The sequence below is a fragment of the Limnobacter sp. CACIAM 66H1 genome, from assembly GCF_001601825.1.
Taxonomy (GTDB): domain Bacteria; phylum Pseudomonadota; class Gammaproteobacteria; order Burkholderiales; family Burkholderiaceae_B; genus Limnobacter.
In genome coordinates this window covers 1-12,379 of record NZ_LUJK01000036.1, presented here as the reverse complement: position 1 = coordinate 12,379, position 12,379 = coordinate 1, and the positions used below count along the sequence as shown (strand labels likewise).

The 12,379-nt window shown below is 52.3% G+C and carries 13 protein-coding genes, 1 tRNA gene and 1 pseudogene; all 15 read left to right on the top strand.

Translation table 11 applies throughout. The features are described from left to right. On the top strand, positions 1–1,017 hold the full coding sequence (gene ilvC, locus A0129_RS10955; protein ID WP_291714927.1) for a ketol-acid reductoisomerase: 1,017 nt from the start codon (positions 1–3) through the stop codon (positions 1,015–1,017). Positions 1,018–1,190: 173 nt separating this feature from the next. Beyond that, positions 1,191–1,835, top strand: coding sequence for a phosphatidylserine decarboxylase (locus A0129_RS10950; RefSeq protein ID WP_291714925.1), 645 nt, complete (start codon positions 1,191–1,193; stop codon positions 1,833–1,835). Between the two features lie 2 nt (positions 1,836–1,837). Continuing rightward, a complete protein-coding gene (gene pssA / locus A0129_RS10945; protein WP_291714923.1) occupies positions 1,838–2,656 on the top strand; it encodes a CDP-diacylglycerol--serine O-phosphatidyltransferase in 819 nt (272 codons plus the stop codon). Positions 2,657–2,812: 156 nt separating this feature from the next. After that, entirely contained in the window at positions 2,813–4,354 is a 1,542-nt protein-coding gene (locus A0129_RS10940; protein ID WP_291714921.1) for a 2-isopropylmalate synthase, read from the top strand. A gap of 128 nt (positions 4,355–4,482) precedes the next feature. Continuing rightward, complete coding sequence (gene rpsO / locus A0129_RS10935; protein ID WP_291714956.1) at positions 4,483–4,752, top strand: 30S ribosomal protein S15; 270 nt, start codon at positions 4,483–4,485, stop codon at positions 4,750–4,752. A 132-nt stretch (positions 4,753–4,884) separates the two neighbouring features. After that, positions 4,885–7,029 (top strand): polyribonucleotide nucleotidyltransferase, encoded by a 2,145-nt coding sequence (gene pnp / locus A0129_RS10930; RefSeq protein ID WP_291714919.1) that lies wholly within the window; start codon positions 4,885–4,887, stop codon positions 7,027–7,029. Further along, positions 7,029–8,051: an NAD(P)H-quinone oxidoreductase gene (locus A0129_RS10925; RefSeq protein ID WP_291714917.1), complete on the top strand. Its 1,023-nt coding sequence runs from the start codon at positions 7,029–7,031 to the stop codon at positions 8,049–8,051. The genes pnp and A0129_RS10925 overlap by 1 nt, the downstream gene beginning before the upstream one ends. A gap of 17 nt (positions 8,052–8,068) precedes the next feature. Then, positions 8,069–8,854, top strand: coding sequence for a triose-phosphate isomerase (tpiA, locus tag A0129_RS10920; RefSeq protein WP_291714916.1), 786 nt, complete (start codon positions 8,069–8,071; stop codon positions 8,852–8,854). Positions 8,855–8,861: 7 nt separating this feature from the next. Continuing rightward, positions 8,862–9,224: a preprotein translocase subunit SecG gene (secG, locus tag A0129_RS10915; protein ID WP_291714914.1), complete on the top strand. Its 363-nt coding sequence runs from the start codon at positions 8,862–8,864 to the stop codon at positions 9,222–9,224. Positions 9,225–9,260: 36 nt separating this feature from the next. After that, a tRNA-Leu gene (locus tag A0129_RS10910) sits at positions 9,261–9,346 on the top strand. 87 nt (positions 9,347–9,433) lie between these two features. Next, a complete protein-coding gene (locus A0129_RS10905) occupies positions 9,434–9,793 on the top strand; it encodes an NADH-quinone oxidoreductase subunit A (protein ID WP_171098558.1) in 360 nt (119 codons plus the stop codon). A 65-nt stretch (positions 9,794–9,858) separates the two neighbouring features. After that, positions 9,859–10,335, top strand: a complete 477-nt coding sequence (locus A0129_RS10900; RefSeq protein WP_008251188.1) for an NADH-quinone oxidoreductase subunit B family protein — start codon at positions 9,859–9,861, stop codon at positions 10,333–10,335. 12 nt (positions 10,336–10,347) lie between these two features. Further along, positions 10,348–10,959, top strand: coding sequence for an NADH-quinone oxidoreductase subunit C (locus tag A0129_RS10895; RefSeq protein ID WP_291714912.1), 612 nt, complete (start codon positions 10,348–10,350; stop codon positions 10,957–10,959). Positions 10,960–10,961: 2 nt separating this feature from the next. Next, positions 10,962–12,215 carry an NADH-quinone oxidoreductase subunit D gene (locus tag A0129_RS10890; protein WP_291714910.1) on the top strand — a complete coding sequence of 418 codons (1,254 nt, stop codon included), beginning with the start codon at positions 10,962–10,964 and terminating at the stop codon, positions 12,213–12,215. A 15-nt stretch (positions 12,216–12,230) separates the two neighbouring features. Continuing rightward, positions 12,231–12,379: pseudogene (locus A0129_RS10885) on the top strand (NAD(P)H-dependent oxidoreductase subunit E); the annotation flags it as partial.

Below are 12,379 nucleotides of genomic sequence, written 5' to 3'. Positions count from 1 at the left end.
ATGAAAGTTTATTACGACAAAGACGCGGATCTGTCCCTGATCCAGAAGAAGAAAGTATCCATCATTGGTTACGGTTCACAAGGCCATGCACACGCTCAGAACCTGCGTGATTCCGGTGTTGAGGTGACTGTTGGTTTGCGCAAGGGTGGTGCCTCCTGGTCCAAGGCCGAAGGTGCAGGCTTGAAAGTGAAAGAAGTGGCCGACGCTGTAAAAGAAGCCGATGTGGTCATGATTCTGTTGCCCGACGAGAACATCCCCGATGTGTACAACAAAGAAGTGGCCCCCAATATCAAGGCTGGTGCCGCTTTGGCGTTTGCTCACGGCTTTAACGTTCACTACAACCAGGTTGTGCCACGTGCCGACATCGATGTGATCATGATTGCACCGAAGGGTCCTGGCCACACCGTGCGTTCCGAATACCTGAAGGGCGGCGGCGTACCCTCTCTCATCGCAATTTATCAGGACAAAACAGGCAACGCCCATGACATCGCGCTGGCCTACGCTGCAGCAAACGGCGGTACCAAAGGTGGCGTGATCGAGACCAACTTCCGCGAAGAAACAGAAACAGACCTGTTTGGTGAACAGGCGGTGTTGTGCGGTGGTGCTGTTGAGCTGGTAAAAGCTGGTTTCGAAACTTTGGTTGAAGCAGGTTACGCACCAGAAATGGCTTACTTCGAATGTCTGCATGAGCTGAAGCTGATTGTTGACCTGATGTACGAAGGCGGCATTGCCAACATGAACTACTCCATTTCCAACAATGCGGAATATGGCGAGTATGTAACAGGTCAGCGTGTGATTGCTGATCAAGCCCGCGCAGCCATGAAGGAATGCCTTGCCAATATTCAGAATGGTGAATATGCCAAGCGTTTTATTCTGGAAGGCAAAACCAATTATCCAGAAATGACAGCGCGTCGCCGTTTGAATGCTCAGCACCCCATCGAGATCGTAGGCGCCCAGCTGCGTGCCATGATGCCTTGGATCAGCAAAAACAAGTTGGTTGATCAGTCCAAGAACTAATTGGCCGCTTTTCTGCTTTAAAAGAAAACCCGCAGTGCGAAAGTACTGTGGGTTTTTTTGTATTGAATTGGGGGGCCTCTTCGGATTCTTATTGGTCAATTCGCACAAAACCTCACGCACTTGACCTTTTTGGCTTATAAAATCGGTCTAATAATCATTCACAACAAAGAGCTATGAACTATCCACATCCCATCATTGCCCGCGAGGGTTGGCCTTTCCTTGCAATTGTTGCCATTTTGGCGCTTGCGCTACAGTCCTTTGGCCTTACATTCCTGTCGGTAATTGCCTGGATACTGTTCATTTTTGTTTTGCAGTTTTTTCGAGATCCTCCCCGTTATATTCCAGCCCAAAAAAATGCAGTGGTGTCTCCGGCAGACGGTCGTATCGTGGCTGTGGAGCGAGTGGAGGACCCTTATGCTCAACGCGAAGCCCTGAAAATCTCGGTTTTCATGAATGTGTTCAACGTTCATTCCAACCGCATTCCGATCGGTGGTCAAATCAAGTCCGTTGATTATTTCCCTGGTCTTTTCGTGAATGCTGATTTGGACAAAGCCAGTACCCAGAACGAACGCAATGCAATCGTGATTCACACTGAGAGCGGCGCTACGGTGACCGCAGTGCAGGTGGCCGGCTTGATTGCTCGCCGAATCCTTTGCTACGTCAAGCCGAGCGAGAACGTGGAGAAAGGCCAGCGCTACGGCTTTATTCGTTTTGGCTCGCGCGTCGATGTATATCTGCCTACCGATTCCGTACCCAAGGTTGCAATTGGTGACAAAGTCTCCGCATCTTCAACCGTGTTGGCCGAGTTGGTGTCCTGATTATGCGTTTCAAGCGGAACAAAAACCGTTTTGGCGCGCCGCGCACTTTTTCTGGCGGCGCAACTCGCCCTGCAGGTAAACCGCACAAGGGTGTTTACCTGTTGCCTAACCTGTTTACCACAGCGGCATTGTTTTGTGGTTTTTACGGCATCGTGATGGCCATGGGGCAGCAATTCACCACTGCTGCAGTAGCCATTTTCGCAGCCTTGGTGCTTGACAGTCTTGACGGCCGAGTGGCCCGAATGACCAACACCCAAAGTGCATTCGGCGCTGAGTACGACAGCTTGGCCGACATGGTTTCCTTTGGGGCTGCGCCAGCGCTGATCATCTATGAATGGTCGCTGAGCGGAATGGGCAAGCTGGGCTGGGTCGCTGCTTTCGTCTATCTGGCTGGCGCCGCTTTACGCCTTGCGCGATTCAATACCAATGCAGCTGTGGTGGACAAAGCGTGGTTTCAGGGGTTGCCAAGCCCGGCTGCAGCTGCTTTGGTGACCGGGTTTGTGTGGGTAATGGATGATGCCAAAATGGCCGGCGCCGAACTGGATTGGCTGGCCTGGGGTATTACCTTCTACGCCGGGATCACCATGGTATCCAATGTTCCCTTTTTCAGCGGCAAAGACTTCCATTTTCGCCGCAGTGTTCCCTTCCTAGTGCTCGCCTTGATTCCCTTGGTGTTTGCGCTGGTATCCCAGGATCCTCCCAAGGTGTTGTTTGGCGTGTTTGTCCTATACGGGCTTTCGGGTTATGTGGTGTACGTGGTGCGTAAAGTGAAAGGGCAGGGGCTCAAAGGATTGGATATTGAGCGGGATGAGCACTTTTAACGAGTGGTTTCTGTTTTTTAGAGCGTGGCTGAGTATGAATTTGGCCCTGCTTGAAAAGCGCTGAGTTAATCGCTCACTTGCCCTCTGCTCGGGTTCGCCGCAATACCGCTTCCAGCCTGCATTGTTGTATCCTTAGAGCACAATCAGGAGAACAGCATGTCAGACCGCCTCATCATATTTGATACCACCTTGCGCGACGGAGAGCAAAGCCCCGGCGCGTCCATGACCCGTGAGGAAAAAATCCGCATCGCCAAGCAGTTGGAGAAGCTGAAAGTGGATGTGATTGAGGCCGGTTTCGCTGCCTCGAGCAATGGCGATTTTGAGGCGATTAAATCAATTGCCTCGGTCATCAAAGACTCCACTGTGTGTTCTCTGGCCCGCGCAAACGAAAAAGACATTACGAGAGCCGGAGATGCGCTGGCACCTGCCGAGCGCCGCCGCATTCACACCTTCATTGCCACGTCGCCCTTGCACATGGAGGTGAAGCTGAGAATGACGCCCGATCAGGTTTTGGAGCAGGCGGTAAAAGCAGTGAAACTGGCGTTGCAATACACTGACGATGTCGAGTTTTCTGCTGAAGACGGCTATCGCTCTGAATTGCCGTTCCTTGCCAAGGTTTGTGAGGCGGTCATCAAGGCAGGTGCCAAAACAATCAACATTCCGGACACCGTAGGCTATGCTGTGCCCTCGCTGTACGGCGAATTCATGCGTGATTTGCGCACATTGACGCCCAACAGCGACAAGGCAGTGTGGTCGGTTCACTGCCACAACGACTTGGGCATGGCGGTGGCCAACTCACTGGCAGGTGTTGCCATTGGTGGAGCACGTCAGGTCGAGTGCACAATCAACGGATTGGGCGAACGCGCTGGCAACTGCTCGCTTGAAGAGATTGTGATGGCCGTCAAAACCCGTCGGGATTTCTTCGATCTGGATGTGGGCATCGACACCACCCAGATCGTGTCCGCCAGCCGCCTGGTCAGCAATATTACCGGTTTCGTGGTGCAGCCCAACAAAGCAATTGTGGGTGCCAATGCCTTTGCCCATGCGTCTGGTATTCACCAGGACGGTGTGCTCAAGGCTCGCCAGACCTACGAAATCATGACTGCCGAAGACGTGGGTTGGTCAGCAAACAAAATTGTGCTGGGCAAGCTATCGGGTCGAAACGCCTTCAAGCAACGATTAGAGGCTCTCGGCATTGAAATGGAGAGCGAGCAGGCCCTCAATGATGTATTCCAGCGCTTCAAAGATCTGGCAGATCGCAAAGCTGAAATTTTTGATGAAGACATTCATGCGCTTGTTTCGGGTGACGGGGTAGGTGGTGAGTCTGAACACTATCGTTACGTATCGCTGGTCCAGCATTCGGAGACTGGCGAGCGACCCAAGGCGCGTGTTGTGTTCTCTATCGACGGGCGTGAGGTGATCTCCGAGAGTCAGGGTAATGGTCCAGTAGACGCTACAGTGAAGGCCATTGAGGCGGAGGTTCAAAGCGGGGCTGAGTTGTTGCTGTTCTCGGTCAACGGAATTACCTCGGGCACCACTGAATCGCAGGGCGAGGTCACCATGCGACTTCAGAAAGGTGGGCGGATCGTCAATGGCGTGGGTGCGGATCCCGATATTGTGGTTGCATCGGCCAAGGCTTATCTGTCTGCTCTCAATAAATTGCAGTCAAAGCACGAAAAGTTGAATCCCCAGGTTTGATTTTTGTTCAATTTCCAATACAATAGCGGGTTCAGGTGACCACCTTTTAATTAATTGCAATTGGCGGTGGTCTTTTTACACGGAACTGCGGTCAACCATTTGGGCTGCAAGTTCACGCAAGTGGAGTAATAAAGATGTCAGAAATCAATAAAGCGGCAATTCTTGCCGAATATCAACGCGCCAAGGGCGACACAGGTTCTCCCGAGGTTCAAGTGGCATTGTTGACAGCCCGAATTAACTCGTTGACCGATCACTTCAAGGCCAACGCCAAAGACCATCACTCACGTCGCGGTTTGCTGCGCATGGTGTCCCGTCGTCGTAAGCTGCTTGATTACCTCAAGCGCAAAAACGCAGATGCCTATCGCAACCTGATCAGCAATTTGGGTCTGCGCAAGTAATTGGTCGCTGCCACAAGCCGTTGATTTGACTCAAATGCCTGCAACCCTGGTTGTGGGCATTTGTGTTTTAAAACTGACGGGCTCTCGCATCCGGGTATTGTCCTGGCGAGATTACTAAAAGGAAAAGACAAAGTGTTTGAAATTCATAAAGAAACCTTCCAGTATGGTCAACACACAGTGACACTGGAAACCGGTGAAATCGCCCGTCAAGCAGACGGCGCGGTGATCGTGACTGTTGATGATACCGTGGTGTTGGCCACCGTCGTGGCTGCCAAATCAGCCAAGCCAGGTCAGGATTTCTTCCCGCTGACAGTAGACTACGTTGAAAAATTCTATGCCGCCGGCCGTATTCCCGGCGGTTTCTTCAAACGTGAGGGCAAGGGTACGGAGCAGGAAACCCTGAACGCACGCCTGATTGATCGTCCATTGCGTCCCTTGTTCCCCGAAGGTTTCTTCAATGAAGTTCAGGTGACCCTGACCGTCATGTCAATTAACCCTGAGGTTAATCCTGACATTCCAGCGATGATTGGTGCGTCGGCAGCGCTGGCCATTGCTGGTATCCCGTTTAACGGGCCGATTGGTGGTGCGCGCGTGGGTTACATCAATGACCAGTACGTGCTGAACCCCACAGTAAGTCAGTTGAAAGACAGCAAGATGGATTTGGTGGTTGCGGGTACCGAAGCTGCGGTGCTGATGGTTGAATCCGAAGCACATGAGTTGTCTGAAGAAATCATGCTGGGTGGCGTGGTGTTTGGTCATGAGCAGATGCAGGCGGCAATTAATGCCATCCATGCATTGACTGCCAAGGCGGGCAAGCCTGAGTGGGACTGGAAAGCTGCTCCGGTCAATGAGCCCTTGGTGGCCGCTGTGACTGAACTTGCTGCTGAAAAGCTGGCCGCAGCCTACAAAATGACCCAAAAGCAGGCACGTAGTACTCGCCTGAAGGAAATTTCGGCTGAGGTGGCTGCTGAGTTGCCAAGCAAATTGACACCCGAGCAATATGCCGAAATTACTCCTGCTGACGTGGGTGATGTGTTGTTTAGCCTGGAATCCAAGATTGTTCGTGGTCAAATCCTGAATGGTGAACCGCGAATTGACGGCCGTGACACGCGCACAGTGCGTCCAATCACCGTGCGCACTGGCGTATTGCCGCGCGCACACGGTTCAGCGCTGTTTACACGCGGTGAAACCCAGGCCTTGGTGGTAACCACCTTGGGCACTGGTCGTGATGAGCAAATGATTGATGCGGTAGCCGGTGAATACCGTGACCGCTTCATGTTCCATTACAACATGCCCCCGTATGCTACCGGCGAATGTGGTCGCATGGGTGCACCAAAGCGTCGTGAAATCGGTCACGGTCGTTTGGCTCGTCGTGCGGTTGAAATGATGCTGCCCGCACCCGAAGATTTCCAGTACACCATGCGTGTAGTGTCTGAAATTACTGAATCCAATGGCTCAAGCTCCATGGCTTCTGTCTGCGGCGGCGCATTGTCCCTGATGGATGCAGGCGTTCCTTTGAAACAGTTGGTGGCAGGTATTGCCATGGGTCTGATCAAGGAAGACAACAAGTTTGCGGTACTCACAGACATTCTGGGTGATGAAGATCACCTGGGCGACATGGATTTCAAGGTTGCTGGTACTGAAAATGGTGTTACTGCTCTGCAAATGGACATCAAAATTCAGGGCATCACCAAAGAGATCATGCAGGTTGCTCTGGCACAGGCCCGTGAAGGACGCATGCACATTCTGGGCATCATGAAAGAAGCGACCGGTGGAAGTGTGGGTGAATTGTCTGCTTACGCGCCGCGCATGATCACCATGAAGATCAATCCTGAAAAGATTCGCGACGTTATTGGCAAGGGTGGCGCGACCATTCGTGGCATCACTGAGCAAACCGGCGCAAGCATCGACATCAAGGAAGATGGTTCCATCACGATTGCGTCCGTGGATGGTGATGCTGGCGAACGTGCCAAGAAGCTGATCGAAGACATCACAGCCGAAGTAGAAGTGGGTGCTGTCTATGAAGGCACTGTGTTGAAATTGCTCGATTTCGGCGCAATCGTTAGCGTATTGCCAGGTAAAGATGGTTTGTTGCACATCTCCCAAATTGCCAACGAGCGGGTCAACACTGTTGGCGATTTCTTGAAAGAAGGCCAGGTTGTGAAGGTTAAAGTGCTGGAGGCCGATGAAAAGGGTCGCCTGCGCTTGTCCATGAAGGCCTTGCTGACTCCAGAAACGCCTGCTGAGCAGACGTCTGAAGGTTCAAGCGAAGGTTGATGAGTAAAGCGCTTTTACAGCAACTGCCCGTCAAGATGAGGGCGGTGGGTGTGAAAGCCCCCGGTGGCGTAGATCAGCTTGAGTTGATCGAACTGCCGGTTCCATCACCCCAGCCCGGTGAGGTTCTCATTCAGGTTAAGGCCGCCGGGGTGAATCGCCCCGATGTGCTTCAGCGCTTGGGTTTGTACCCACCGCCCCCAGACGCCAATCCCAATCTCGGATTGGAGGTGTCGGGGGTCGTTGTGGGCGTCGGGTTGGGAGTTGCTGATGGCATGCTGGGCAAGCCCTTCATGGCCTTGTGCAACGGCGGGGGTTACGCGGAATATGTCTGTGTGCCTGCCGGGCAGTGTATGCGCATACCAGAGGGTTTAAGTTTCACCGAGGCTGCCAGCCTGCCTGAGGTGTACATGACCGTTTGGCAAAATCTGTTTATGAAAGGTGGTGCCAAATCGGGTCAAACCGTATTGGTTCATGGCGGCAGCAGTGGCATTGGCACAGCTGCAATCCAGTTGTGTAGAAAACATGGATTGCGAACCCTGGTGACTGTGGGTAGTCAGGAAAAGGCAGACTTTTGTCTGGGTTTGGGGGCTGAAAAAGCTTACCTGTACAAAACTCAGGATTGGGAGCAATTGGTATTGCAGGACACGCAGCAGCAGGGTGTCGATTTGGTTCTCGACATGGTGGCGGGTGAGTACCTGAACAAAGACATCAGCTGTGTGAAGCCGCAAGGCATGGTGATCGTCATCGCGCTTTTGGGCGGCCGGTTTGCCAATATTGATGCCGCAAAGTTAATGACAAAGCAGGTGGTTTTGACGGGGACTACATTGCGCCCGCGTTCTGCGGAGTTCAAGACGACTTTGGCCCGGCAGGTTGAATGTGAACTTGGAGAAGGTTTTTCCTCTGGAGTGCTGAAATCGTTGGTTCAAGCCACTTTTGCACTTGGTGATGTTGCCCAGGCACACCTGTTGATGGAGTCGGGTAACTCTTTGGGAAAAATTGTGCTCCGTGTTGAGAATTGTTGAGTGTAATCAGGATAAACATGAGCGAAACGAACAAACAAAATCCGAGAAAAAAGCTGGTGGCAGGCAACTGGAAGATGAACGGCAGTTTCGATTCGAATGAAGCGCTCATCTTGGGTTTTCTGCCCGAAGTTGATGACCTGGTTGATGTATCCGTGTTTTGCCCGTTCCCCTACCTATCGCAGGTGGGCAAACTCCTTGAGGATCAAAGCGTAGCTTTTGGTGCTCAAGATGTATCCGCAAAGTCCAGCGGTGCCTACACGGGCGAAGTTTCGGTGGGCATGCTCAAAGAATTTGGTGTGAGGCAGGTGCTCGTCGGCCACTCTGAGCGTCGCCAATATCACGCTGAAAGCAGTGTGACAGTGGCTGAGAAGGCTGTGGCGGCTATCCAGGGTGGTATTACGCCCATTGTGTGTGTGGGTGAAACACTGGCAGAGCGGGAAGCCGGGCAAGTTGAAGCCGTGATTGCCTCTCAGTTGGACCCGGTTGTTGAGCGTTGCTCGAGGTTTGTCGAGAATGGCTCTTGGAACCTCGTGATCGCCTATGAACCCGTTTGGGCGATCGGCACTGGCGTCACTGCCAGCCCTGAGCAGGCCCAAGAGGTGCATGCCATGATTCGTGCCCGATTGAATGCGATGTTGGGGCCAGAGTTGGCTCAGAGCACACGGATTTTGTACGGTGGAAGTGTAAAGCCGGGCAATGCAAGCGAGATTTTTGCAAAAGTTGACATTGATGGTGGCCTAATTGGCGGTGCTGCTTTGTCTTCTGATGATTTCTCTGGAATAATACGCGCCGCGAGAGGTTAAATAATTTATGAGCATTTTCAATACATTTTTGGTGGTCATGCAGATCATCTCTGCAATCGCCGTTATCGTCCTTGTTTTGCTGCAGCACGGCAAGGGCGCAGATATGGGTGCAGCCTTCGGTAGCGGCTCATCCGGCAGCCTGTTTGGTGCCACAGGATCGGCTAATTTCTTGAGCCGGGCGACCGGCTTTTGTGCTACAATCTTTCTGCTTTGCACACTGGGTTTGGCCTTTTATTCAAGGGCCGGCGTTGAGCCAGAATCCGGTGGTGTGATGGAGTCAATTCAGGCATCTCCAGTGGAGGGAACGGCAACCCCTGCGGAGACCAAGCCGGCTGAACCAAAAACGCCCGTGCAGGATATTCCGAAGTAATTTTTTGCACAGCAATTTATTGCATAGCAATAGTATGCCGACGTGGTGGAATTGGTAGACACGCTATCTTGAGGGGGTAGTGGCCACAGGCTGTACGAGTTCGAGTCTCGTCGTCGGCACCAAGGTTTAAATCAAAGCCGGTCTTGTATCTAACGACCGGCTTTTTTTCGGGCTAATCGAAGGCCATTAGGGTTTACACGGGAGTCACAGTGAATTTAGAGTCTTATTTTCCAGTGTTGTTGTTCATCCTCGTGGGGATCGGTGTAGGCGGTGGCGCCATGCTGGTCGGTCGAGTTCTCGCCCCCCATCGCCCCGACGGGCAAAAACTTTCTCCATACGAGTGTGGTTTTGAAGCTTTCGAAGATGCACGAATGCAATTCGATGTGCGCTACTACCTCGTTGCCATTCTTTTTATTCTGTTCGATCTGGAAATCGCCTTCCTCTTTCCTTGGGCAGTTGCCTATCGGGAAATTGGTCCGGTTGGTTTCTGGGCCATGATGATTTTCCTGGGCGTCCTGGTGGTGGGCTTCATTTACGAATGGACCCGCGGTGCACTGGATTGGGAATAAGTTGTCAAATAAGCGGGCTATTTACGGGCAATTGATCGCCCCACTTTCGTGAAGGTAGTAGGCAAATGGGTATTGACGGCGTTTTAAACGAAGGTTTTATCACCACCACGGCTGACAAGTTGATCAACTGGGGTCGCACAGGTTCGCTTTGGCCGATGACTTTTGGTTTGGCGTGTTGTGCTGTCGAAATGATGCATGCGGGTGCCAGTCGTTACGACTTGGACCGTTTCGGCATTATTTTCCGCCCCAGTCCGCGCCAGTCCGACCTCATGATTGTGGCAGGTACGCTGTGTAACAAAATGGCACCTGCCTTGCGCAAGGTATACGATCAAATGGCAGAGCCTCGTTGGGTATTGTCCATGGGTTCTTGTGCCAATGGTGGGGGTTACTATCACTATTCATACTCGGTGGTTCGTGGTTGTGATCGCATCGTCCCGGTGGATGTCTATGTTCCGGGCTGTCCACCCACAGCGGAGGCTTTGATGTACGGTTTGCTCCAGCTGCAGAACAAGATCAAAACAACTTCTACCATTGCGCGATAAGGGGTTCTATTCATGACACAGAACCAAACCTTGAGCCTGGAAAAATTAAGTGCCGATCTGGTCGCCGCACTGGGCGATCGAGTTCTCGAATGCAAAGTGGCCTTTGGTGAAGTCAACCTGACAGTGAAAGCAGGTTCTTACCTCGAATCGTGCACCATACTTCGCGACCATGAAAACCTGAAGTTTGAACAGCTGATCGATCTTTGTGGCCTTGACCGCAGCGAGTACGGCAACGAATTGAACGAATCCCAGCGTTTCTGGGTGATTTGTCATTTGTTGTCAGTGTCTAAAAACATGCGTGTGCGTCTGAAAGTATGCTGCCCGGATGACGAGCTGCCGACAGTGGCCTCTGTGATCGACGTTTGGTCTTCAGCCAACTGGTACGAACGTGAGGCATTTGATCTATACGGTATTGTCTTCGAGGGGCATCCGGACCTGCGCCGTATTTTGACGGATTACGGCTTCGTAGGTCATCCGTTCCGCAAGGATTTCCCCTTGTCGGGACATGTGGAAATGCGTTACGACCCGGAGTTGGGCCGTGTGGTGTACCAGCCGGTCACCATTGAGCCACGTGAAATCACACCTCGCATCATTCGCGAACCTCAATACGGTGGAGCGAAATAATCATGGCTGAAATTAAAAACTACACCCTGAACTTTGGCCCCCAGCACCCCGCCGCACACGGCGTGTTGCGTCTGGTTCTTGAACTGGATGGTGAGGTTGTGCAACGCGCTGACCCGCACATTGGTTTGCTGCACCGTGGCACTGAGAAGCTGGCTGAGCACAAAACATTTATTCAATCGTTGCCATATATGGATCGGCTGGATTACGTGTCCATGATGTGCAACGAACATGCCTACTGCATGGCGATCGAAAAGCTGTTGAACATTGAGGTGCCGGTTCGCGCGCAATACATTCGCGTGATGTTCGACGAAATCACCCGCATTCTTAACCACCTGCTTTGGCTGGGTGCTCACGGGTTGGACGTTGGCGCCATGGCGGTGTTTTTGTATGCCTTCCGTGAACGTGAGGATTTGATGGACTGCTACGAGGCAGTGTCAGGTGCACGTTTGCACGCCGCATATTTCCGTCCAGGTGGCGTGTATCGGGATTTGCCGGATCGTATGCCGCAGTACAAACCTTCCAAGGTACGTTCTGCGAAGAAGGTGGATGAGTTGAACAAGAATCGTCAGGGTTCATTGCTCGATTTCATCGACGACTTCACACAGCGCTTCCCCAAGTATGTGGACGAATACGAAACACTGCTGACTGACAACCGAATCTGGAAGCAGCGCCTGGTTGGGGTTGGGGTGGTGACGCCCGAGCGTGCATTGTCCATGGGGTTCACTGGTCCAATGTTGCGTGGCTCTGGCATTGCCTGGGATTTGCGCAAAAAGCAGCCTTACGAAGTGTATGACCGCCTGGATTTTGATATTCCCGTCGGTAAAAACGGGGATTGTTACGACCGCTACTTGGTGCGCGTTGAAGAAATGCGCCAGTCGAACAAAATTATTCAGCAGTGTGTGCAATGGTTGCGAGCCAATCCAGGCCCGGTCATGAGCGACAACCACAAGGTAACGCCGCCCAAGCGCGTGGACATGAAATCCAATATGGAAGAGTTGATCCACCACTTCAAGCTGTTCACCGAAGGTATGCATGTACCCGAAGGTGAATCCTATGCGGCAGTTGAGCACCCCAAGGGTGAGTTTGGTATTTACCTGGTTGCAGACGGTGCGAACAAGCCTTACCGCTTGAAGATTCGCGCTCCCGGTTTTGCACACTTGCAAGGATTGGACGAAATGTCTCGTGGTCACATGTTGGCCGACGTGGTAACCATCATCGGTACCCAGGACATCGTGTTCGGTGAAATTGATCGCTAAGGATTGAATTGAATCATGAAGTTGAGCGAAAACGCCTATCGTTTGATAGACAAAGAACTGACCAAGTATCCAGCTGATCAGAAAATTTCTGCCGTCATGGCTGGCTTGAGAATCGCACAGGTGGAACTGGGCTGGTTGCCCACAGATGCAATCGAGGCTGTTGC